General features: G+C 49.9%; 17 protein-coding genes and 1 riboswitch. Of the genes, 9 read left to right on the top strand and 8 right to left on the bottom strand.

Going from position 1 to position 22,848, the window contains the following annotated elements; translation table 11 throughout:
- The first annotated feature begins 276 nt into the window (after positions 1-276).
- The 3 genes from HMPREF6485_RS00165 to HMPREF6485_RS00155 are packed head-to-tail and all read left to right on the top strand — an operon-like array spanning position 277 to position 4,174.
- Positions 277-1,728 carry a PTS galactitol transporter subunit IIC gene (locus tag HMPREF6485_RS00165; protein WP_004343943.1) on the top strand — a complete coding sequence of 484 codons (1,452 nt, stop codon included), beginning with the start codon at positions 277-279 and terminating at the stop codon, positions 1,726-1,728.
- A 15-nt stretch (positions 1,729-1,743) separates the two neighbouring features.
- Positions 1,744-2,706: a 5-dehydro-4-deoxy-D-glucuronate isomerase gene (gene kduI, locus HMPREF6485_RS00160; RefSeq protein WP_004343942.1), complete on the top strand. Its 963-nt coding sequence runs from the start codon at positions 1,744-1,746 to the stop codon at positions 2,704-2,706.
- A 10-nt stretch (positions 2,707-2,716) separates the two neighbouring features.
- Positions 2,717-4,174, top strand: coding sequence for an MFS transporter (locus HMPREF6485_RS00155; protein ID WP_004343941.1), 1,458 nt, complete (start codon positions 2,717-2,719; stop codon positions 4,172-4,174).
- A 535-nt stretch (positions 4,175-4,709) separates the two neighbouring features.
- Here the strand turns inward: HMPREF6485_RS00155 and HMPREF6485_RS14070 are convergent.
- Together HMPREF6485_RS14070 and HMPREF6485_RS00150 are read right to left on the bottom strand one after the other, a co-directional pair.
- Complete coding sequence (locus HMPREF6485_RS14070) at positions 4,710-4,937, bottom strand: hypothetical protein (protein ID WP_169310376.1); 228 nt, start codon at positions 4,935-4,937, stop codon at positions 4,710-4,712.
- Positions 4,938-4,943: 6 nt separating this feature from the next.
- Positions 4,944-5,684 (bottom strand): nitroreductase family protein, encoded by a 741-nt coding sequence (locus HMPREF6485_RS00150; protein ID WP_004343938.1) that lies wholly within the window; start codon positions 5,682-5,684, stop codon positions 4,944-4,946.
- A 308-nt stretch (positions 5,685-5,992) separates the two neighbouring features.
- On the opposite strand from HMPREF6485_RS00150, the gene HMPREF6485_RS00145 reads away from it, so the two are divergent.
- The 5 genes from HMPREF6485_RS00145 to dnaA all read left to right on the top strand — a co-directional run bounded on the left by HMPREF6485_RS00145 (position 5,993) and on the right by dnaA (position 13,148).
- Positions 5,993-8,560 (top strand): adenosylcobalamin-dependent ribonucleoside-diphosphate reductase, encoded by a 2,568-nt coding sequence (locus HMPREF6485_RS00145; protein ID WP_004343936.1) that lies wholly within the window; start codon positions 5,993-5,995, stop codon positions 8,558-8,560.
- Positions 8,561-8,659: 99 nt separating this feature from the next.
- Complete coding sequence (gene folB, locus HMPREF6485_RS00140; RefSeq protein WP_004343935.1) at positions 8,660-9,037, top strand: dihydroneopterin aldolase; 378 nt, start codon at positions 8,660-8,662, stop codon at positions 9,035-9,037.
- 57 nt (positions 9,038-9,094) lie between these two features.
- Positions 9,095-10,291 (top strand): N-acetylmuramoyl-L-alanine amidase family protein, encoded by a 1,197-nt coding sequence (locus tag HMPREF6485_RS00135; protein WP_004343934.1) that lies wholly within the window; start codon positions 9,095-9,097, stop codon positions 10,289-10,291.
- Between the two features lie 41 nt (positions 10,292-10,332).
- Positions 10,333-11,235, top strand: coding sequence for an MlaD family protein (locus tag HMPREF6485_RS00130; RefSeq protein WP_004343933.1), 903 nt, complete (start codon positions 10,333-10,335; stop codon positions 11,233-11,235).
- 503 nt (positions 11,236-11,738) lie between these two features.
- Complete coding sequence (gene dnaA, locus HMPREF6485_RS00125; RefSeq protein ID WP_004343932.1) at positions 11,739-13,148, top strand: chromosomal replication initiator protein DnaA; 1,410 nt, start codon at positions 11,739-11,741, stop codon at positions 13,146-13,148.
- 97 nt (positions 13,149-13,245) lie between these two features.
- On the opposite strand, the gene HMPREF6485_RS00120 is transcribed toward dnaA, so the two are convergent.
- The 6 genes from HMPREF6485_RS00120 to pyrB form a co-directional block, all read right to left on the bottom strand.
- Positions 13,246-13,914, bottom strand: a complete 669-nt coding sequence (locus HMPREF6485_RS00120) for a thiamine diphosphokinase (RefSeq protein WP_004343931.1) — start codon at positions 13,912-13,914, stop codon at positions 13,246-13,248.
- Between the two features lie 22 nt (positions 13,915-13,936).
- Positions 13,937-14,542, bottom strand: a complete 606-nt coding sequence (gene pnuC / locus HMPREF6485_RS00115; RefSeq protein ID WP_004343930.1) for a nicotinamide riboside transporter PnuC — start codon at positions 14,540-14,542, stop codon at positions 13,937-13,939.
- A 5-nt stretch (positions 14,543-14,547) separates the two neighbouring features.
- Positions 14,548-16,944, bottom strand: a complete 2,397-nt coding sequence (locus tag HMPREF6485_RS00110) for a TonB-dependent receptor (protein ID WP_004343929.1) — start codon at positions 16,942-16,944, stop codon at positions 14,548-14,550.
- 30 nt (positions 16,945-16,974) lie between these two features.
- Positions 16,975-17,075, bottom strand: a riboswitch (TPP riboswitch).
- A 253-nt stretch (positions 17,076-17,328) separates the two neighbouring features.
- Positions 17,329-18,609 (bottom strand): serine hydroxymethyltransferase, encoded by a 1,281-nt coding sequence (gene glyA / locus HMPREF6485_RS00105; protein ID WP_004343928.1) that lies wholly within the window; start codon positions 18,607-18,609, stop codon positions 17,329-17,331.
- A 108-nt stretch (positions 18,610-18,717) separates the two neighbouring features.
- The gene (locus HMPREF6485_RS00100; RefSeq protein WP_004342864.1) at positions 18,718-19,173 is read right to left on the bottom strand and encodes an aspartate carbamoyltransferase regulatory subunit; all 456 of its coding nucleotides are present in this window, start codon (positions 19,171-19,173) and stop codon (positions 18,718-18,720) included.
- Between the two features lie 11 nt (positions 19,174-19,184).
- The gene (gene pyrB, locus HMPREF6485_RS00095) at positions 19,185-20,132 is read right to left on the bottom strand and encodes an aspartate carbamoyltransferase (protein WP_004342863.1); all 948 of its coding nucleotides are present in this window, start codon (positions 20,130-20,132) and stop codon (positions 19,185-19,187) included.
- Between the two features lie 300 nt (positions 20,133-20,432).
- Between pyrB and HMPREF6485_RS00090 the strand changes: the two genes are divergently transcribed.
- On the top strand, positions 20,433-22,745 hold the full coding sequence (locus HMPREF6485_RS00090; RefSeq protein ID WP_004343924.1) for a transglycosylase domain-containing protein: 2,313 nt from the start codon (positions 20,433-20,435) through the stop codon (positions 22,743-22,745).
- The last annotated feature ends 103 nt before the right edge of the window (positions 22,746-22,848 follow it).

The following is a 22,848-nucleotide window of genomic DNA, read 5'->3' as shown; positions in this document are numbered from 1 at the left end:
AAGTAAGAAGCGGTTCGGAATCACAATGTGGGTTTCGGGTCGCTTTTTGCTTTGTGATGAGGACAGACACAATGCCTGCGACACGCCAGATTGGGCGCGCACACAGCCGTGGAGGCGTTTAAGTATTTCTTAACATATTTTCGTATAATCATATAGAAAGTTTTTGTTATCTTTGCATTCGTGCGGTGGAATCTACCTGCGAGTGCCGCCAAAGCGACTGAAAACTACGATTAAAGCAATCGACAACAAACAAGCAAACAATCGAAAAATAAGTATATGGAACAAGTCTTCAGCTATATCATCAGCTTCGGAGCCAGCGTGATGATGCCCATTCTGTTCACAATCATCGGATTGTGCATCGGCATGAATTTTGGAAAGGCTCTTAAGTCAGGACTTTTCGTCGGTGTCGGTTTTGTGGGCCTTGGTGTAGTTACCGCCCTGCTCACCACCAATTTCAATGGGCCGTTGAGCTCCATCTCCGACTTCTACCATCTTCAACTCAACGTTTTTGACATGGGGTGGCCGGCTGCTGCAGCCGTAGCCTACAACACGGCGATAGGCGCACTCATCATTCCGGTCTGCCTGGGCATCAACTTCTTGATGCTCATCACCAAGACCACCCGCACTGTCAACATCGATTTGTGGAACTATTGGCATTTTGCTTTCATCGGTGCTGTAGCCTATTTTGTGATGGGCGAGAGCCTTGCGTGGGGCTATTTTGCCGCCATTGTGTGTTATATCATTACGCTTGTCTGTGCCGATCTCACTGCCGAAAAGTTTCAGAAATACTACGACCTTGAAGGTATTTCCATTCCCCAACCTTTCTGTCAGAGTTTTATGCCTTTTGCCATTGTCCTCAACAAGGCTTTGGACAAGATCCCCGGCTTCAGACATCTCGATGTTGATGCAGAGGGACTGAAGAAGAAATTCGGTGAGCTCGGCGATCCGTTGGTGCTCGGTGTCATTGTAGGCGCGCTGATAGCCCTTTTCGGTGAAGCCGGCCACATTACCGGTTTCGACGCCTACGTGAAGGAAATGCAGGCCGCCGACGCCTCTGCCACTGCCACGGATGCCACGATGGCCATTGTGAAGAGCGTGCTCTCGTTGGGCGTCATCATGGGGGCAGTGATGGAACTCATTCCCCGAATCACCCGGTTGTTTATCGATGGGCTGATGCCTATATCCGAAAAGACAAAGGAACTGGTCAATAAGAAGTTTAACGGAAAGAAAGTGTATATCGGCATGAGTCCCGCGCTTGTTATCGGTCATCCCACCACGCTCGTGGTGTCTCTATTCCTCATCCCCACCATTTTGGCTTTGGCAGTGTTCCTTCCCGGCAATCAGTTTCTGCCTTTGGCATCGTTGGCCGGCATGTTCTACCTATTCCCAATCGTGCTGCCCTACACTAAGGGCAATGTGGTGAAGACCTTCGTGATAGGTTTGGTGGCTCTCGTGCTCGGTCTCTACTTTGTGACCGACATGGCTCCCGACTTCACCAAGGCTGCAGCCTCTGTCTATGCCGCCACGGGCGACAAGTCGGCCCACATCCCCGACGGCTTCTCGGGTGGTGCGCTCGACTTTGCCTCAAGTCTTTTCGGTTGGGTGATTTACAAGCTCACCTGCTATGTGGAATACGTCGGTCCGGCCATTCTTGTGGTGGTTACAGTAGCCCTGATGCTGTTCAACCGCCGTCGTATTGTCAGAGACATCAAGAAAGCAAATAACTAAAACAGACTATAAAAAATGAAGAAATCAATGTTGTCTTTGGTCTTCTGCCTGATGGCAGGTCTCGGTCATGCCCAGTGCAGCGAGGCGACCTATGAGGTGAAGGCCGAGAATGCCTACACCCACTACAATGTGCGCTATGCAAGCAATCCCGCGGATGCCAAGCACTACACGACCGCCCGCTTGCGCAAGGAGTTTGCCATCGAGAAAGTTTTCGCCCCGGGCGAAGTGAACTGGACTTACACGATGTACGACCGCTTTCTCATAGGCGGTGCCGAACCGACTACGGCTCCTCTGAAACTCACCTCCATAGCACCGCTCTACACCGACAAACCCAATGACCGGAAGCAGCTGCTCGATAATCGCGAGTTGGGCATTATCAATATCGGTGGTGAGGGGATGGTCACAGTCGATGGAAAGGTTTATACTCTTGGTTTTCAGGAGGCCCTCTATGTGGGGCGTGGGGCCAAAGACATCACCGTGGCCAGTAAGGATGCCGCACATCCGGCTAAGTTCTATATGAACAGTGCTTGCGCCCACCAGACCTATCCCACCAAGAAGGTGACGCTGAAAGACGCCAATAACATCAAGGCTGGAAGCATGAAAGAGAGCAACGACCGGGTGATACATCAGATGATTATTGACGGTGTGGCCGGCGTGCATACCTGCCAGTTGCAGATGGGTATCACCGAACTGAAGGAGGGAAGTGTGTGGAACACCATGCCCGCTCACACCCATCTGCGTCGCATGGAGACCTATATGTATTATAATGTGCCGCAGGGACAGAAAATTCTCCATGTCATGGGCGAGCCCCAAGAGACTCGTCCTGTGTGGCTTGACAACGAGCAGGCCGTGATAGCTCCTGAGTGGAGTGTCCATTGCGCCGCAGGCACCAGCAACTATACCTTCATTTGGGGCATGGCCGGAGAGAATCTCGTCTATACCGATATGCAGGTGATTAAGATTCCTGAACTGAAATAAACTGAAACAAATGAGCAATATACAAACTACGAAGATGTCCAACTTCCGTTGGGTCATTTGTGCGTTGCTGTTTTTGGCAACCACTGTCAACTACATGGATCGGCAGGTGCTTTCTCTCACATGGAAAGATTTCATCTCTCCCGAGTTTCATTGGAACGATAACGATTATGGTACGATCACCGGCTTGTTTTCCATTTTCTATGCCGTGGCCAATCTCTTTGCCGGTAAGTTTGTCGACTGGATGGGCACCAAGAAGGGCTATCTCATCGCCATATTTGTATGGTCTACGGGTGCCGTTCTCCATGCCGGTTGCGGTTGGGTGGCCATGCAGATAGAGGGGTATGACAGTATCGAGGCCCTGCGCATGGTGCAAGCCGGCAGTGATGCCGCCGTAGCCATCGCCACGATCAGCGTGTGGCTGTTCCTCTCCTGTCGTTTCATTTTGGCTGTAGGTGAAGCCGGCAACTTCCCAGCAGCCATCAAGGTGACGGCCGAGTTCTTCCCCAAGAAAGACCGGGCTTTCTCCACATCCATCTTCAATAGCGGAGCCTCTGTGGGAGCCCTTGCTGCACCGGCCACCATCCCCCTGCTGGCCCGCGCTTGGGGCTGGGAGATGGCTTTCATCATTATCGGTGCTTTAGGCTATGTGTGGATGGCCTTGTGGATTTGGCTCTACGACAAGCCACATGCCAGCAAGCATGTCAACCGGGCAGAACTTAACTACATAGAGCAGGACAATGACCTCAATGAGGTGCAAGAAGAGCAGGTGGAAGCAAAGGAGGAGAAAACCATCAACTTCTTCAAGTGTTTCTGCTATCGTCAGACTTGGTCGTTTATCGTAGGCAAGTTCATGACCGACGGCGTGTGGTGGTTCTTCCTTTTCTGGGCACCGGCCTATTTCTCCGACCAGTATGGTTACACCTCCGATTCAGCGATGGGCATTGTCCTCATCTTCACGCTCTATGCCATCTGCACCATTCTCAGCATTGGCGGTGGCTATCTGCCCACCTATTTTGTCGACAAGAAAGGCATGAATCCCTATATTGGTCGTATGCGGGCCATGTTGATATTCGCCTGCTTCCCCGTGTTGGGCCTCTTTGCCCAGCCGATGGGTGCATTCAGTCCGTGGTGGCCTGCCATCATTATCGGTCTGCTCGGTGCCGGCCATCAGGCTTGGTCGGCCAATCTCTATTCCACCATCGGCGACATGTTCCCCAAGTCCACCATTGCCACCATCACAGGCATTGGCGCCATGGCCGGCGGTATCGGTTCGTTCCTCATCAACAAGGGGTCGGGCATGTTGTTTACATACGCCGAGGAGCAGGGAACTGCGTTCCGTTTCATGGGTTTTGAAGGCAAACCGGCCGGCTATATGATCATCTTCTGCATCTGTGCCGTGGCCTATCTTGTGGGATGGATCATCATGAAGACGCTCGTTCCGAAATATAAGCCCATCGTTGTGGAATGATTTGGAGCAGATAATCTTGAAAAATCGTTTATACTCCTACGCCCATAGCCGGACTGAAAGGGGCATGCCGAGTAAGTGCTCCATGTAGATTGACAAATCAATCGGGTAATAATAAAAAGGTGAAAGAAACTGTAACTGTAGGTTCTTTCACCTTTTTATTGTTTGATATTTTCTCAATCGATTTGCAAATCCGTCATTCATGTCGTATCTTTGCATAAGCAAGGGAAGTGTGGGAGCATTTCCCTTTTTTTGATTTCAATCCATCAACAGCCCTCCCGACCCCTTGAAAGTGACTTTCCCACTCCGAATGGCTTTACAAAAGGGCCTCTTTGAGCCTCTCGGTTGGGCCGAATGAGCCTCTGACTGTGGCCGTTTTGCAACATCGTTTGAGCTTAACGGGAACAGTGCTTCGCTTTTATTGACGGTTTAGAATAGTTCTTTTGGCATTTAAGAGCAAAGTCCATATTTTCTATGTAAGACTTTTTCTAAATCTTTAATACTTCTCGCTATACATGCAAGGGAAGGATTCAAAGATTTAGAAATTCAAAGATTCAAAAATGCAAAAGGCTTGTCGGGCGTGTAGGGGCGGTGCTTTATGCCTGCCCGCACGGGCCGATAGGACCGTATCGTCGGTAAGGGATGCCGGAAACATTTGTGGGAATATACGATTTCCCAAATCGTGTGGGCAGGCATAAAGCGCTGCCTCTACACGTTCTTTAAATCCTTGAATTGCTAAATTTTTATTTTTTTGAATCTTACGCATCCTTTCTCATTCCAAGAATCCTTGCGCTTTTAGCGCATCAAGCATACCCCGGCTCATGGCTTCGTTGTCTTTTTTGGTGTAGCGGAGGTCTGTAAACACCTGCGCGAGTGTTTCCTTTTGGTTGATTTCAATGAAATGGCAGTTTTCTTCCAAAGCCTCTTTGTCGGCATAGAAGTCATTGATTTTTTCCGGCGTGTAGTCTTCAAAATGCTCGTGGTGGATGATGGCACGCAATGGCAGACGGTCTGAGAGGGCCGGCGACTCGTCAGGCCAACCCAATGTGATGGTAGCCACGGGGAACACAAGGCGGGGCAAGTGCAGCGTGTCAATGATGAGCTGTGGCATATACACCGTGGTGCCGAGAAAGCAAGTGCCTAAGCCTTCGGCTTCAGCCAGATTGCAGAACGTCTGCGTGTAGAGCAGGGCATCGGTGGCAGCATTGATGAACGAAAGGAAGTTGTCGTAGCCCGGTGTCGCCTTGCGGTTGTCAGCCCAGACGGTGGTACGTCGAAAGTCGGCGCAGATAGTGAGCACCACGGGTGCTTCCTCTACCATAGGTTGGTTGAAATGGGCCGGAGCCAGTGCCTTTTTCCCTTCCTTGCTCCGCGTCACCACGACGCTGTACAGTTGCAGATTGCCCATTGTGGGCGTGCGCTCAGCTTCCTCAAGCAAGCGTTCGAGTAGTTGGTCGCTCACTTCGCGTTGGCTGTATTTGCGTATGGTCTTTCTTGTCTTGATGGTTTCCATTGTTGTGCTGTTTTATTACAAATAGATGTTGTCTTGTGCAAAGTTACTCCTTTATGCCGGATTGGCAAAATCTTTCTTCTTTTTCCTTTTCCGTACTCTGGCTTCCCTGTTGGCTTTAAAGCTGGTGGGCGAAAGGGGGAAAAGCGATGAGGTGGTATAAAACGGAAAACTTTTTGATAATAATGGCATAAAAAGTTGTCTGTTTTGGAAATTTTAACGGATAAGATTTTTCGGTTAATATATCCGAAAAGGTTTCTTTATCTCAAAACTAATTTGTAGTTTTGCACATGTAATCTAAGCGATACAAAATGGATAATTTAAAGACGTATTCTTATGAGGAGGCCTTTGCCGCCTCTCTTAAATATTTTGGTGGCGACGAGTTGGCCGCCCGTGTGTGGGTCAACAAGTATGCGATGAAGGACAGCTTCGGCAATATCTTCGAGAAATCGCCCGAAGACATGCACCGGCGCATTGCCGGCGAGATAGCACGCATTGAGCGCAAGTATGCCAATCCGCTGTCTGAAGAAGAGATTTTCGGTTTGCTCGACCATTTTCGTTACATCGTTCCTGCCGGCAGTCCAATGACCGGCATCGGCAACAGCCATCAGGTGGCATCGCTGAGCAACTGTTTCGTGATAGGGCTCGATGGCGATGCCGACTCCTATGGTGCCATCATGCGCATTGACGAAGAGCAGGTGCAACTGATGAAGCGTCGCGGTGGAGTGGGGCACGATTTGAGCCACATCCGGCCGAAAGGAAGTCCGGTGAACAATTCGGCACTTACTTCCACCGGTCTTGTGCCCTTTATGGAGCGTTACAGCAATTCCACCCGGGAGGTGGCGCAAGATGGCAGGCGTGGTGCGCTGATGCTCTCCGTGAGCATCAAGCATCCCGACAGTGAGGCCTTTATCGACGCCAAGATGACCGAAGGTAAGGTGACGGGGGCCAATGTGAGTGTGAAGCTCGACGATGAGTTCATGCAGGCAGCCATCGACAATAGGCCCTACGTGCAGCAGTTTCCCGTCACAGGCGATGCACCTAAAGTGAAAAAAGAGATTTCGGCCAAGGCTCTTTGGGAGAAAATTGTCCACAATGCTTGGAAGAGTGCCGAGCCCGGTGTGCTCTTTTGGGACACCATTCTGCGCGAGAGCATCCCCGACTGCTATGCCGACCTTGGTTTCCGCACCGTGAGTACCAATCCCTGCGGGGAAATTCCGCTCTGCCCCTACGACAGCTGTCGCCTGATCAGCATCAACCTTTATAGTTATGTGGAGCATCCCTTTACCCCCGATGCCCACTTCAACATGGACAAGTTCAAGCAGCATGCGCAGTTGGCACAGCGGCTCATGGACGACATCGTGGATCTCGAAATGGAGAAGATAGAGCTCATCATGGAGAAAATCAAGGCCGATCCGCAGAGCGAGGAGGTGAAAGGTGCCGAATATCATCTTTGGGAGAAGATCAAGCACAAGAGCAGCCTGGGCCGTCGCACGGGCGTGGGTATCACCGCCGAGGGCGACATGCTCGCAGCTATGGGCTTGCGCTATGGCACGCAGGAGGCTACCGACTTCAGTGTGGAGGTACACAAGGCACTCGCGCTCAACGCTTACGCCTCAAGTGTGCAAATGGCCAAGGAGCGTGGGGCCTTCGAAATCTTCGATGCCAAGCGGGAGGAGCACAATCCCTTCATCCTGCGGCTCAAGGATGCCGATCCGCAACTCTATGACGACATGGTGAAGTATGGCCGTCGCAACATCGCCTGCCTCACCATTGCCCCCACGGGCACCACGTCGCTCATGACCCAAACCACAAGCGGCATCGAACCCGTGTTCATGCCCGTGTATAAGCGTCGTCGCAAGGTGAATCCCAACGATACCGACGTGCATGTGGACTTTGTCGACGAGGTGGGTGACTCGTTTGAAGAGTATATTGTTTACCACCGGAAGTTCCTCACGTGGATGCAGGCCAACGGACTTGACACCGAGAAGCGGTACACACAGGAGGAGATTGATGCGCTGGTGAGTCGGTCGCCTTACTATAAAGCTACGGCCAACGATGTGGACTGGCTGATGAAAGTGAAGATGCAGGGCGCCATACAGAAGTGGGTGGACCACTCCATCTCCGTGACGGTGAACCTGCCCAACGATGTGGATGAGGCGCTCGTCAACCGGCTTTACGTAGAAGCGTGGAAGAGCGGATGCAAAGGATGCACCATCTACCGTGACGGAAGCCGTTCGGGCGTGATGATTTCCGTCTCGAAGAAAGACAAGAAGAAGGAGACTTCGGTTGCTCCTGTTGCCGAGGCCGTACCCTGCAAGCATCCGCAAGTGACGGAAGTGCGTCCCCAGACTTTGGAGTGCGATGTGGTGCGCTTCCAAAACAATAAGGAGAAATGGGTGGCTTTTGTAGGTCTGCTCGACGGTTATCCCTACGAGATATTTACCGGTCTGCAAGATGACGAGGAGGGCATTGTGCTGCCTAAGACCGTCACCAAGGGTAAGATTGTGAAGCAGTCCAATCCTGACGGCACCAAACGCTACGACTTCCAGTTTGAGAACAAGCGCGGCTATAAGACCACCGTGGAGGGCCTGAGTGAGAAGTTCAACCCCGAGTATTGGAACTATGCCAAACTCATCTCGGGCGTGTTGCGCTACCGTATGCCCATCGACCACGTGATGAAACTTGTGGGTTCGCTCCAACTCAAGGACGAGAGCATCAACACTTGGAAGAACGGAGTGGAGCGCGCACTCAAGAAATACATTGTGGACGGGACAAAGGCAAATGGGCAGAAGTGTCCCAACTGCGGTCAGGAGACTCTGGTCTATCAGGAGGGATGCCTGATATGCACCAACTGCGGTGCTTCCCGTTGCGGATAAGCCGTTTGCTCCCCCACATTGCCATGCCGGCATGAGGTCACCGGCCGTATGGCTGCAGCCGTGTGGAGAGAGCGTGTGACAACTTGATGATACCGAGATATGGAACTGAAAGAAAGTTTTATAACATTGAGCAACCTGCGGTTTCACGCTTTCCATGGCGTGTTGCCGCAGGAGCGCGTTACGGGCAACGACTATGTGGTGAGCCTCAAGATGGGGTATGACTTCTCTAAAGCGATGGACTCCGACCGGGTGGAAGATACGCTCAACTACGCTTCTGTCTTTGAGGTGGTGAGACGGGAGATGGCTGTGCCCTGCAACTTGCTCGAACGGGTGGCCGGTCGCATTGGCTGTCAGCTGTTCCGGAGCTTTCCCGCCATCGTCTCTTTGCACCTCTCCATCACCAAGGTGAATCCTCCTATGGGCAGCGATTCCGACGGTGCAGGCGTAGAAGTTCACTTAATAAATGATAAAACTTAACCCCGATAGCAGGTTTTCCGGCAAATAATGACTACTTTTGTCCAATATTAAAACGATATGTATAGACGTCTATTCTTTGCATTGACCGCCTTTTTTCTGTTGGCCGCCACACCGTTGGGGGCCGCACGTCGTTTCACACTTGTCATCGACCCCGGTCACGGAGGGCACGATGCCGGTGCAATGGGGGCCATTTCAAAGGAGAAAGATATCAATCTGAATGTCGCTTTGGCTTTCGGGCGGTATGTGGAACGCAACTGTCCCGATGTCAGAGTTATTTATACGCGCAAGACTGATGTGTTTGTGCCGCTCAACGAGCGGGCGCAAATAGCCAATAGGGCCAACGCCGATCTCTTCGTCTCGGTGCATACCAATGCGTTGCCCGGGGGGAAGATAGCCCGCGGTTTCGAGACTTATACGCTGGGTATGCACCGCGCCAAGGACAATCTTGATGTGGCTATGCGTGAAAACTCGGTCATATCCATGGAGAAAGGTTATCGCCAGACCTATCAGGGGTTCAACCCCAAATCGTCGGAAAGCTACATCATGTTTGAGTTCATTCAGGGTAAGAACATGGAGCGTAGTATTGATTTGGCCCGCTACATCCAGCGTAATGTATGCGCAGGAGGAGCCCGTCCCGACAAGGGGGTGCATCAGGCAGGCTTCCTCGTGCTCCGCGAGACATCAATGCCCGGTTGCCTGATAGAGCTTGGCTTCATCACCACCCCCGATGAGGAGCGGTTTCTCAATTCCTCCGAAGGCATCAGCAGCGTGGCGGAAGCTATCTATCGGGGCTTCTTACAATATAAGAACAGGTATGATGATCGTATCACTGTGCCTTACAAGGCTGACAAACAGACCGATGTCGATGTGCCTACGGTGGTACCGCAGCAGCCGGAACCTATGCCTGCTGCCGTTCGTACAGATGTCGGAAATCCCGATCCTCGAAAGGAGATGCCGGTAGTAAAGGCTGCGGTGGATAACGTGCCTGTATTCAAAGTCCAGATTTTAGCCAGCAGTCGTGAACTGCGACCGGACGATGCGCACTTCAAGGGTGAGACGGAAGTGGGCTCCTATAAAGAAGGAGACCTTGTGAAATATACCCTCGGAGCCTCCACCAACTACAATGAGATAGCCGGTTTGCGCAAGTCGGTGCTTGAGAAGTTTCCTGAAGCCTTCATTATCGCTTTCAAGGACGGGCGCAGAATGGATGTCAATGAGGCCATCCGGGAATTTAAGAACAACCGGGGCAAATAATCTATCAACTATAATTAAAGCAGATAAAGATTCAACAGCTTATGAAGTTTTTTACAAAAGAGGTTAAGATTGCACTCGTAGCCATCGTGGGAGTGGTTGTCTTTTTCTATGGGGTAAATTTCCTCAAGGGACTGACCATATTTTCCACCGCCACCACTTATTATATGACATTCGACAACTTGGAAGGCCTGGGGGCATCTACTCCGGTCTATGCCGACGGTTATAAGGTGGGCGTGGTGAAAAGCATTGAGTATGACTACTCGCGCAAGAACTCCACGCGGGTGGCTGTGGGCATCAATCAAGACATGCGCATCCCCAAAGGTTCTACGGCAGAGATTGTGAAAGACCTGATGGGAAATATCCAAGTGAACATCCTGTTGGCCAATAATCCGCGTGAACGGGTGGAGCCGGGTGGCGTGATTCCCGGCGGTGTGAATCCCGGTGCGCTGGGTGCGGTGAAAGGGATGGTTCCCGAGATAGAGAAGATGTTGCCTAAACTCGACTCCATCCTTGCCAGTCTCAACACATTGTTGGCTAATCCTGCCATCGCACAGAGTTTGGGCAACATTCAGACCACGACGGCAAATCTTGCAGTTTCTACCCAACAGCTCAACCAACTTATGGGGGGCTTGAACCGGGAGGTGCCCGGTATGTTGAGGAAGGCCAACGGGGTGTTGGACAATACCAACCGGTTGACAAACAATCTGGCAGCTGTTGACGTGCAGGAAACGATGTCGCAAGTGAATCGGACATTGGCCAACATGGAGGCCTTCACGGACAAGCTCAATTCCAATAAAGGCACTTTGGGACTCTTGATGAACGATCCCGAGCTTTACGACAATCTCAATGCCACTATGCGCAACGCCGATTCACTCATGATCAACTTCAAGGCACACCCCAAACGTTATGTCCATTTCTCGCTCTTTGGAAGAAAAGACAAGTAAACGGTTGCGTGAACGGGCGACACCGTGGCTTCAATGGATTGCAAGGACTGGGATAATAAAAGCTAAATTAAATTTAGTCTAAATAACGAATCGGGATGTTTCACGCATCCCGATTTCTTTTTAAGGCTTTCAATCAGAGCATTTTCGCCTTTGTCTTTCATTGTTTCACTACCGTGTGCGCGAACAAGTATTGGCGGGCCTATCTTGTTTATATTCAATAGCTTATGACTCGGTTTTGTAATCTGCTCATGTCCGTTCGGATGAGTAAGCTCTAAAGTGCCTATATATAGCGACTTAGCGATATTCACTTAAAATAAATTAAAACTTTAAATTTGCTGGTTTGGGATTTCTTTTATAAATTTGCACTTGCAAACAGAAACCGGAATAGCGCCTGAACATTGAAAGCAGACCTTTTGGTGATACCCCCTCTGCTACCGTCGGGAAGCGATTTTTCCATCATGTAGAATATTGGTCGAAAGACATATTTTATAAACGATTTATAGATGAAAGTAAGTCCTAATGCTCTTTGGGACAAGAGTCTTGCGCTTATAGGCGAGAATGTCACCAAGCAGCAGTTCGTTACGTGGTTCAAGCCCATTGTCTTTGAGTCTTTTAACGAAGAGTCAAAGACTTTGCTGGTGCAGGTGCCAAGTCCGTTCGTTTACGAATACTTGGAGGAGAACTATGTGGATTTGCTCTCACGAGTGTTGAGGCGCACCTATGGCACGGGTGTCCGCTTGTCTTATCGGGTAGTGACCGACAAGGAGCATAATCTCTCGCAAGACATTGAGGCAGAACCTACCGATTTGGCTCTTAGGCCGCAGGCCAAGACGCAGGCCAACAAGTCGCCTACGGCACTTGATGCGGCTCAGCCCCAGGCACTCGACCCACAGCTCAATCCGCATCTTACTTTCAACAATTACATTGAGGGCGACAGCAACAAACTGCCGCGTTCTATAGGTCTTTCCATCGCCGAACATCCCAACACCACCCAGTTCAACCCTATGTTTATCTACGGTCCTTCCGGCTGTGGAAAAACTCACCTTGTCAATGCTATCGGGCTCCATGCCAAGCAGCTTTACCCCCAGAAGAGGGTGCTCTACGTGAGTGCGCGCCTTTTTCAGGTGCAGTACACGAGTGCCGTCTTGCAGAACACGCTGAACGACTTCATTAAGTTCTATCAGACGATAGATCTTCTTATTGTGGATGACATACAGGAGTGGATGACGGCCACCAAAACGCAGGAGACTTTTTTCCACATCTTCAACCATCTTTTCAAAAACGGCAAGCGTATCATCTTAGCCAGCGATAGGCCACCGGTAGACTTGAAAGGGATGCCTGACCGCTTGCTGACCCGCTTCTCGTGTGGGTTGATAGCCGAGTTGGAGAAGCCTAATGTACAGTTGTGCATAGATATCTTACAGAGCAAAATACGCCGTGACGGATTGAAGATACCCGACAATGTGGTGCAGTATATTGCCGAAAATGCCAGTGGAAGTGTCCGTGGATTGGAAGGAGTCATCAACGGCTTGTTAGCTTATAGCATCACTTATAATTGTGATATCAATCTTAAGTTGGCCGAGCGCTGCATCAAGCGTGCTGTCAACATTGAAGACAAGCCTATCACGGTGGACGATATCATAGAGAAAGTGTGTAACCATTTCAATGTGACTGCTACGGCTGTAAACAGCAAGTGCCGCAAGCGCGACCTTGTGGTGGCCCGACAGGTGTCAATGTATCTGGCTCAAAAGTACACCAAGATGCCGGCATCAAGAATCGGAAAGCTGGTAGGAAACCGTGACCATTCAACGGTTATCCACAGTTGCACGCAGGTGGAGCGGAGGTTGAAAGCCGATCATGCGTTTTATGATGAAGTGACAAGTATTGAGACTTCATTCAAGCTGAAAAAATAAGGTGTATTGTATACTCTTGGGAATTCTAAGGGTGTTTTTATTTAAAAGACTGTATGGCAAACGCTGATACTGGAAGGGGAGTTCCAGCTATCGGCGTTTACCAGTTGCGGAATATCATGTAAAGTCCGTTGGCATGGATGGTGACTTGGTCACCGAGTGCCTCATTGAGGGTGCCTTGCCAATATTCTTGGAAAGGATAGGGAGGCCAGCGCAATCCCTCACCGCTGAGTGAAGAACACGAAAGGTTGAAAATGCTTATCTGTTGCCGTGGATGGGTCTCGAAAAGGGAAGTGTCTTGCGCAATCGTGAAATTCCCATAATCGGTGATGAGAGTGGGGATGATGTGGTATTGGCGGTAATAGCGCACCATGAGTGCGATGTTGCCCAGTGTGTGGTCTTCCCGCTTGCCGGTCGTGGCAAGGTAGGCTATCTTCGCTTTGTGTGCTGTGGAGAGTAGCCTCTCCAAGGTGTAGCGTGTCGCTTTTGTCAAGTCGTTGTCGTCTTGTTCTTCTACCTGATGGAACAGGTGAGCGTATGCACTTTTCACATCATTGGGACATGAGTCTCCATCGCCGATGATGGCTGTAGGCATCAGTCCGCGGCTGATGGCCTCGCTTCCGGCACCGTCGCAGCATACAAGAGGGTGCGTGCGGTGGAGAATGGTTTGGGGAATGGCGTGGGTGGGATAATCGCCATTAGCAAGAATGGCGGCATCAAACAGTGAGTGCTCGCTGATGAGTGGGAAATAATTACTGTTGTCGGGCATGGGCGTGTGTATGAAGATTTATCTATGGTCGAGTTGGCTTTTGCGGTTGGTGCATCATTTTTCTCCATTTGAAGAAGCCCGCAATGGCTATAAACACATAAAGGGCATAGAGACCGGCCGTGAACGGGATGCCTTTGTAAACGTAGAGGGCACTCAACTCCACATCGACCACTACCCATATCCACCATTGTTCGAGATATTTGCGGGCAAGCCACCACAGTCCGATGAAACTCAGGGCATTGCCAAAGCTGTCGAGTACGGGCACGGTGGAATTGGTCAGGTTGGACAGGATAAGATAGAGCACTCCCCATGCGATCAAAAAGAGAAAGAGAGAGGGGAGGAGCAGAGACCTTTTAACATGAGTGATGGGCATTTCCTGCGTGGTTTGGTTGTGTTTTTTGCCCCACTTCCACACGGCCAATCCGTAGATGCCTGCCAATGCATAGTACACCTGCATACCGAAATCGGCATAGAGACCTGCATCCCAGTAAACAAACATATAGACCACGGGCATGATGATGCCCGTGATCCATAACCACACGTTTGCTTTATACTCTTGGTAGACATACACGAGGCCTATCAAGGTGCCGAGCAGGTCGAGCCAATGAGCGGACAGAAATACGTTCATGCGTGTCAGAATCTCAATGTGACGTGGCCCATGACAGTGAAACCTGCCTGTGGCACGAAACCTATCTGATAGTAGCGGTTGTCGGCAGGGTGCCCGCTGCTTTCGCTGATGGCAGAATAAACCCAGCCATTGGAGGCATAGTGACGGTCGAAGATATTATAAAGGTTGGCTCCGAGCACCACTTCTTTGAGCCCTATAAACTTCTTGGCCACGTTGAGGGTGTAGCTGAAGTTGACATTGGTCTGGGAGTAGCCGGGCAGTGAACGGTCTCTGCAAGCAGTGTTGTCAAGATACTGCCGGCTCACATAGTTTGTGTGCCAGACGGCTTGCAGCCCCCGATAGTGCAGGTTGAGGAAACCATTGAGAATGGCCGAAGGCGAGAAAGCGAGTGTTGAATTGTCGTAATGGATGTTGCGGACATGGTTTGTGGCATCCCAGTCTTCTGCCACTTCGTCAAAGTCTTTGATTTTGTTTCTGCTCAAGGCCGCATTGCCTTCAAGGGCAAGCCATGAGAGCGGGCTCCATCCGGCTGTAAGTTCAGCCCCCATGCGATAGGAATTCTTGATGTTGGTTGTCAGATATTCACCGATATCGCTTTTTGCCCCAGTCTGCACGAACTGGTTGGTATAATTCATGTAATAGAGGTTTACGCCTGTATGCCAGTTGTTCCCTTCATACTGATAGCCCAATTCAATGTCCATCATTCTTTCCGGCGTGGGGGCTGGGTAATTGCCATTGTTGGTGAAATTGTTGCGTTCCGGTTCGCGGTTGCTGTAAGCAATGGAAGCGTATGCCTTATGCCCATTGTCAGTGAAGCTGATACCGGCTTTCGGGTTCACGAAGTTGTAACGTTCGCTGATGTTGAGTTGCTGGTTGCGGTAGGTGCCGTCGGCATTGTGGAGGAATTTGTCGTTGAGGCCATTGGTCTTGTAGTGTACATAGCGGTATTGCAGGTCGGCAAAGACATCCCATGCACCGGCAAAGTGATAGTCGGCTTTCAGGAATCCGCTGTAATCGAATTTGGTGGCATCGGAATCGTAGTATTTGTAGTCGTTGCCGCCCTTACGATAGAAGTTGTCCATCTCCTCATTGGCGATATAAGTGAGATAACCGAAATGCCCGCCGCGGAACTGCTGACAGTTGACGCCACCGATGACATCCCAAGCCTCGTCCTTATAGTTGAGGTTGTAGATGATGCCGTATGTGTGCTGAGTCAATCCTTTCTTGCGCACGAAATCGGTCTTTTGGATCGTTTTTCCATCGGAAGTTGTGAAATTGGAAAGGCCGAACTTCTTTAGTTTATTGTTCTTCCTGAATTCCGAGTAATATCCGAAACCATAGGTATAGTGCAGTGCAAGGTTGTGGCTCCAGTGGGCGGCCGGCTGCCATACGGCCGAGAGGATATTGTGGTTTTGATAGAAGTTGTCGGTGGTCTTGTTCCAATAGCTGCCATCGCGCATCTTATAGCGCTCGGTGATATAATGGCCATTGTCATCTTTGGCAAACGCTTTGCCATCGGCGGTGTAGACCAGCGTCTCATAGAGGGTGTTGTATCTGCCCAAACCATGTTCGTACATGTCTTTGTAGGTTTTGATGCCGCTTTTTGTTCCGTATGTTCCGTCCATGAGCGAAAGATTGTCGTCACCGGCGGTCACACCGTTCCACGCCTGTCCAGTCTTCTCGAAATTGCCGATATTCTTGTAGCGTATCTGGAAGTTGCTGCCCAACCAAGTCAATCCCCCATAATAAGAGCCTGAACGGCCGGCGGTGCCGTGCAGATAGCCATTGGTGGCAGTCTCATGATAGGCTCCGTCAAAGATGAGGTGGTTCCATAGGAGGCCGGTGGAGAAAGAAGCTCCCGTATGATAGGTGTCGTATGAACCGTATGAACCGGTGAGTTCCAGACTCGGGGTGTGCGAAGAAGTGGCGGAGACCAGTGACACGGTTCCACCGAAAGCCCCGTCGCCATTGGTGGAAGTGCCGATGCCACGCTGTATCTGTGCACTGCGCAAAAGGGAAGCGTAGGAGTTCATGTTGGCCCAGAATACCGTCTGGTCTTCCGGAGAGTTGAGGGGCACTCCATCAAACGTTACATTGATACGTGATCCTGCAGCCCCACGAATGCGCAGGTGGGCCGTACCGGTGCCGAGTCCATTCTCTCCCCAAGCCAATACTCCCGGTGTCTGCGAGAAAAGAAATGGGAGTTCCTGTCCGGTTTTAGAGAAGTTTTGTAGTTCTTGTTGTTTGATATTCGCTACGGCATAGGGTGCCTTTTTCTGTGCTTGTATGCCTTTTACCACAACATCCTGAAGTTCAACCAGCTTGAGTGTGTCTGCCGGATGTTGGGCGAGAATTGGAGTTACTGTGATAGCCAATCCTATCAAGCAATTCAATTTTTTCATTGAAATACTTTAATTTTAATAGTACCATTAAAAAAGGGATTACCTTAGTCCTTGCGCCGGCATTATCCGTATCAAGTTCAATGGGTATGATCTCAGCCTCGCCACATGACGAAGCACCCCCTTAGCTTCCATTTTGAAAGCCGATGCAAAGTTAAGGATAATCAGTGGATTGTGCAAATAATAGATTGACAATATATGTTTGCTGTGGATAGATATCTTGCCGGTAAGATTAGCTCTTTTTGTTGTTCTTCCTAAACCGATAAAAGAAAATGAAATAAAAAACAATCATACAAACACGCCTGTTGTGCTTGTATGATTGTGAACTTGAATTGATTCTTGATTGTTAACCTGTGGAAAGCGGAACTTTCCTTTTGGGAGAAGTGGTTAATAGGCAAACAAAGGATAATCCTTCATTGTGTCGTTGACTTTCTCACGTACACGGGTTATGACTTGTTCGTTCTCCGGGGCATTGAGCACTTCTTCGATGAGTTCTGCAATGAGACACATCATGTCTTCTTTTGCGCCACGGGTAGTCATGGCTGCCGATCCCAAACGTATGCCGGAGGTGAGAAATGCCGATCGGGTGTCAAATGGTACCATGTTTTTGTTTGCCGTGATGTCGGCGGCAACAAGTGCATTCTCGGCTACTTTACCGGTCAAGTCGGGATATTTGGAACGCAGGTCTACGAGCATGGAGTGGTTGTCCGTACCACCACTCACGATGCCGAACCCGCGCTTCACCAGTTCGTCGGCCAGCACAGCGGCATTTTTCTTCACTTGTAGAGCGTAGTCTTTCCATGAAGGCAGGAGATTCTCTCTGAAGCCTACGGCCTTGGCTGCGATGACATGCTCGAGCGGACCGCCTTGCGTACCGGGGAAGACGGCTGAGTTGAGCAACTGGCTCATCATCTTCACTTCACCTTTTTTGGTAGTTTCTCCCCACGGATTGGGGAAGTCTTTTCCCATGAGAATAATGCCGCCGCGTGGGCCACGGAGGGTCTTGTGGGTGGTGGAGGTGACGATGTGGGCATATTTCACGGGATTTTCGAGAAGTCCGGCGGCGATAAGTCCGGCAGGATGAGCCATGTCAATCATCAGCAAGGCTCCTACAGCATCGGCTATCTTACGCATACGGGCATAGTCCCATTCACGGCTATAGGCAGAACCGCCGCCGATGATGAGCTTTGGTTTGTATTCGAGAGCCAAGCGCTCCATCTCATCGTAGTCCACGCGACCGGTCTCTTTGTTGAGATTATAGCCTACGGGCTTGTAGAGTATGCCGGAAGTGTTGACACGACTCCCATGTGAGAGGTGTCCGCCGTGGTCAAGATTGAGCCCCATGAATGTGTCTCCGGGTTTGAGCACGGCCAACAACACAGCCGCATTGGCCTGTGCGCCGGAGTGGGGCTGTACATTGGCAAACTCTGCACCGAAAAGCTGTTTCACACGTTGGCGGGCCAGGTCTTCCACTTGGTCTACCACACCGCAACCACCGTAATAGCGTTTGCCGGGCAGTCCTTCGGCATACTTGTTTGTCAGGTAGGAACCCATGGCTTGCATGACCTCTTCGCTGACAAAATTCTCGGAGGCTATCAGTTCCATACCTTTCAGCTGGCGCTGATGTTCTTTCTCGATAAGGTCGAAAATCTCTTGATCTCTGTCCATTTTGCTGTTATTTTTTGAAATGATTATTTTGTTTCAGATGGAATGCCATGCGAGGTTCGCATTTATGCTTTTACACGTATGAGGGCTGGGGGGAGCCTCGCACATCCTTTAGCAGAGTGCTACTTTGTTGATGTCTTGCTCCTTGTCGCAGTAACGGCATTTGAGAATGCCATGAACTTTATCCACTACATTGAAAACAGTCTTCATGGGTTCGTTGTTGGTAATGCATTTGGGATTGTTGCATTTAACAATGCCGCACAGTTCGTCAGGAGTTTCCACCGTCTTCTTCTCCACTACCTCAAAATCACGTATCACACTCAGTACGATTTTTGGGGCCACCACCGACAGACGGTTGATTTCTTCGTCAGTGAACAGCTTGTCAGAGACTTTGATGATACCTTTGCGCCCGAGTTTCTTCGATGGATAGTTGTAGCCGATGGTGACAGGAGTGGTCAGGTGCTGCAAACCGAGCAGATTGGCCACTTCATAGCATTTCTCTGCGGGAATATGATCGATTACGGTGCCGTTCTCAATGGCGGCCACTAACATTTCTTTCTTGGTCATGGCTGTATGCACTATTTGATAATTGTTTGATCCTTTCTTACATCATCAAGTGTGATGCCCAGGCAATAGGAGAAGATGGCCTCGCGGGCGTAAAGTCCATTTTGTGCTTGTTGTATGTAGTAAGCATGGGGATTGTCATCCACATCGTAGGCAATTTCGTTTACCCGCGGTAGGGGATGGAGAATACGCAGATTCTCTTTTGCGCCGGCCAGCATGTCATTCTTGAGTATATACACGTTTTTCACACGCTCATATTCCATAAGGTCGCTGAAACGTTCTTTCTGTACACGCGTCATATAGAGGATGTCGGCATCGGCGATCACCTTGTCATTGAATGCGGTATATTCTTGAAACTTGATGTTGTGATCCTTGCAGTAGAGTTTATACTCTTGAGGCATGGCAAGTTCTTGAGGGGCAACAAAATGGAATGTAGGATTAAAGTGGCGCATGGCCGTGATGAGCGAGTGAACAGTTCGTCCGTATTTCAAGTCGCCCACAAGATAGATGTTGAGGTTGTCAAGCGTTCCTTGGGTCTTGTAGATGGAGTAGAGGTCGAGCAGGCATTGCGAAGGGTGCATGTGAGCACCGTCGCCGGCATTGATGATGGGTACGGGAGCGATTTCACATGCATATTGGGCAGCTCCTTCGATGTGGTGGCGCATGACAATCGTATCAGCATAGTTGCTCACCATAAGAATGGTGTCTTTGAGTGTCTCGCCTTTAGTCGTGCTGGAGGTTTTGGCATCGGAAAAACCTATGACGCGGGCTCCAAGGCGGTTGGCTGCCGTTTGAAAACTAAGTTGGGTGCGGGTGGAAGGCTCAAAGAAGAGGGTTGCGACAACCTTTCCTTTCAGCAATTCCCGGTTGGGATGCTTCTCGAACTCTTGCGCCATTTCGATGAGATACATGATCTGTTCTTTCGAAAGGTCGGCAATCGTCACAAAATCATGTTTTTCCATTTATATTTTGATTGATTGTTTCGAATTCGCCTCCAAAGTTACGCATTATTTTCGGTTTAGCGTTGATAAATGGGGAAAAGTTTGTATTTTTGCATTCTAATAAAGCGGGCATCGTAAAATCCTCTTTGTTGTATTTGGCTTATACATGGTTTCTGCTTGGGCTGGATTGTGGATGGGCGTGTGCGGCAAACAAAGTGAGTGAGGCTGCATAAAGGCAAAAGGCGACAAATGGGATTTCCGCATGGTAGATAATAATAAAGGTGTGCTATTCCTTTGAGAACACGCCTAATTAAGAATATAATGAGAAAAGCTTTTATACATTTTCTGTGGGCCGTTTTTGCGGTTGTCGTTGGAGCTGCCTCTCTGGCTTTTGTTGCCATTTGGTTTGGTTGGATAGGATATATGCCCGACATAGAAGACTTGCAGAATCCCATCAACCGGTATGCCACGCAAGTCTATTCGGCTGACGGGAAAGTGATGGGCACTTGGAATCTGAACAAAGAAAACCGTATCGTGGTCTCCTATTCCAAAATTTCGCCTGATCTTGTGCATGCGCTTGTGGCAACAGAGGACGAACGCTTCTACGAGCATTCGGGCATTGATTTCTGGGCACTCGGGCGTGCTATCATCAAGCGTGGTTTGTTGGGACAGGAAAATGCCGGTGGCGGATCTACCATCACCCAGCAGTTGGCTAAGCAGCTTTATTCAAAAACGGCTCGGTCTACGGTCGAACGATTATTCCAAAAACCGATAGAGTGGGTCATTGCCATCAAACTTGAGCGCAATTACACGAAGGAGGAGATCATTGCGCTCTATCTCAACTATTTTGATTTTCTTCACAATGCCGTAGGCATCAAGACTGCGGCTAACACCTATTTTAATAAGGAACCCAAAGACCTCTCGCTAAACGAGTCGGCCACGCTTGTCGGGTTGTGCAAGAATCCTTCGCTCTTTAATCCGGTGCGTTATTCCGACCGGTGTAAGGAGCGTCGCAATGTGGTGCTTGGGCAGATGATGAAAGCGGGTTATCTTTCAAAAGCGGAGTATAACAAATTTAAAGATGAGCCGTTGGTGCTCAATTTCCATCGTACTGACCATAAGGATGGTATGGCTGTCTATTTTCGTGAGTATCTGCGTCAATACATGATGGCCAAAAAGCCGGAAAGGGGAGATTATCCTTCGTGGAATCAAAATCAGTTTGTCTTCGACTCCATTGCTTGGGTATCTGATCCGCTCTATGGGTGGTGCAACAAGAACTTTAAAAAGGATGGTACGCCTTACAATGTCTACACCGATGGCTTGAAAGTCTATACGACAATCAACTCGCGTATGCAGCAATATGCCGAGGAGGCTGTCTATCAGCATGTGGCCAAGTATTTGCAGCCGGCTTTCAATAAAGAGAACAGTCGCAAACCTAATGCGCCTTACACAACAGCACTTACGCAAGCACAGATTAGGCAGATTCTCAATCGGGCGATGCTTCAGAGTGAGCGCTATCGTAACATGAAGGCTGCCGGAGCCTCCGATGAGGAGATACGCCGTGCTTTCCATACACCTACCGAAATGACTGTGTTCACCTATCATGGTGATATGGACACTACCATGTCGCCCATGGACAGCATACGATATATTAAGTCGTTTCTTAGAGCCGGATTTATGAGTATGGACCCTAAGACAGGAGCTGTCAAAGCTTATGTGGGCGGACTCGACTACAATCATTTCATGTATGATATGGTCATGCTTGGGCGTCGTCAGGTGGGATCCACCATAAAACCTTTCCTCTACTCGCTGGCTATGGAAAATGGATTCACTCCCTGTGACGTGGCCCCCAATGTGCAGCGTTCCTATCGGGTGGCAGGCAAATGGTGGATACCGCGCAATGCCAGCCGGTCGCACTATGGGGCTATGGTTACGCTCAAGTGGGGATTGGCCCAGTCTAACAACTGGATTTCGGCTTATCTGATGAGCAAACTCAACCCGCGCCAGTTTGTGTCCATGCTTCATGACTATGGCATTAACAACCCCGACATTTATCCTTCCATGGCACTTTGCTTGGGTCCTTGTGAGGTGTCGGTCGGTGAGATGGTGAGTGCCTATACGGCATTTGCGAATCATGGCATTCGGTGTGGCGCCATGTTTGTTACGCGCATCGAAGACAATGAGGGCAATGTCGTGGCCAATTTCCAACCGCGTATGAGTGAGGTGATAAGTGCAGAGAGTGCCAACCGTATGATTGTCCTCTTGCGTGGGGTGGTGGAGAGTGGCACGGCCGGTCGCCTGCGCTATCGTTATAATCTTACCGGGGATATTGGAGCAAAGACGGGTACCACCAACCGCAATTCCGATGCTTGGTTTATGGGCTTTACCCCTCAGTTGGTTTCAGGCTGCTGGGTGGGTGGCGAAGATCGGGACATCCACTTTGATTCTATGACTTGGGGGCAAGGTGCTACAATGGCTCTTCCCATCTGGGCTATATATATGAAAAAGGTATATGCCGATCCAACATTGGGGTATGACCCCGACGCGAAATTCGACCTGCCGGAAGATTATAATCCTTGTCATAAGGATGATGCCGATGTAGATGAATTCGGTATTGATGAGGTCTATGAATGATTCGTATATAAAAAATCCCTTTTCTCTTCCCTGCCTGCCACGTGTCCTTTCGGAATATTTGGCAGGCTTTTCCTTTTCCGTCTCCCTGAGCCTTTTGTCCGTG

The organism is Segatella buccae ATCC 33574 (assembly GCF_000184945.1).
GTDB lineage: Bacteria > Bacteroidota > Bacteroidia > Bacteroidales > Bacteroidaceae > Prevotella > Prevotella buccae.
The sequence above is the reverse complement of the archived record's forward strand: the minus strand, read 5'-3'. Positions and strand labels throughout refer to the sequence as shown.

What these genes read in the sequence shown, in the direction of transcription:
- HMPREF6485_RS00110 (WP_004343929.1), bottom strand. Translation starts at nt 16,944, where the DNA reads ATGAAAAAATTGAATTGCTTGATAGGATTGGCTATCACAGTAACTCCA.
- HMPREF6485_RS00100 (WP_004342864.1), bottom strand. Translation starts at nt 19,173, where the DNA reads ATGACCAAGAAAGAAATGTTAGTGGCCGCCATTGAGAACGGCACCGTA.
- kduI (WP_004343942.1), top strand. Translation starts at nt 1,744, where the DNA reads ATGAAGAAATCAATGTTGTCTTTGGTCTTCTGCCTGATGGCAGGTCTC.
- HMPREF6485_RS00165 (WP_004343943.1), top strand. Translation starts at nt 277, where the DNA reads ATGGAACAAGTCTTCAGCTATATCATCAGCTTCGGAGCCAGCGTGATG.
- dnaA (WP_004343932.1), top strand. Translation starts at nt 11,739, where the DNA reads ATGAAAGTAAGTCCTAATGCTCTTTGGGACAAGAGTCTTGCGCTTATA.
- folB (WP_004343935.1), top strand. Translation starts at nt 8,660, where the DNA reads ATGGAACTGAAAGAAAGTTTTATAACATTGAGCAACCTGCGGTTTCAC.
- HMPREF6485_RS00120 (WP_004343931.1), bottom strand. Translation starts at nt 13,914, where the DNA reads ATGCCCGACAACAGTAATTATTTCCCACTCATCAGCGAGCACTCACTG.
- pyrB (WP_004342863.1), bottom strand. Translation starts at nt 20,132, where the DNA reads ATGGAAAAACATGATTTTGTGACGATTGCCGACCTTTCGAAAGAACAG.
- glyA (WP_004343928.1), bottom strand. Translation starts at nt 18,609, where the DNA reads ATGGACAGAGATCAAGAGATTTTCGACCTTATCGAGAAAGAACATCAG.
- HMPREF6485_RS14070 (WP_169310376.1), bottom strand. Translation starts at nt 4,937, where the DNA reads ATGCGTAAGATTCAAAAAAATAAAAATTTAGCAATTCAAGGATTTAAA.
- HMPREF6485_RS00145 (WP_004343936.1), top strand. Translation starts at nt 5,993, where the DNA reads ATGGATAATTTAAAGACGTATTCTTATGAGGAGGCCTTTGCCGCCTCT.
- HMPREF6485_RS00130 (WP_004343933.1), top strand. Translation starts at nt 10,333, where the DNA reads ATGAAGTTTTTTACAAAAGAGGTTAAGATTGCACTCGTAGCCATCGTG.
- pnuC (WP_004343930.1), bottom strand. Translation starts at nt 14,542, where the DNA reads ATGAACGTATTTCTGTCCGCTCATTGGCTCGACCTGCTCGGCACCTTG.
- HMPREF6485_RS00150 (WP_004343938.1), bottom strand. Translation starts at nt 5,684, where the DNA reads ATGGAAACCATCAAGACAAGAAAGACCATACGCAAATACAGCCAACGC.
- HMPREF6485_RS00135 (WP_004343934.1), top strand. Translation starts at nt 9,095, where the DNA reads ATGTATAGACGTCTATTCTTTGCATTGACCGCCTTTTTTCTGTTGGCC.
- HMPREF6485_RS00090 (WP_004343924.1), top strand. Translation starts at nt 20,433, where the DNA reads ATGAGAAAAGCTTTTATACATTTTCTGTGGGCCGTTTTTGCGGTTGTC.
- HMPREF6485_RS00155 (WP_004343941.1), top strand. Translation starts at nt 2,717, where the DNA reads ATGAGCAATATACAAACTACGAAGATGTCCAACTTCCGTTGGGTCATT.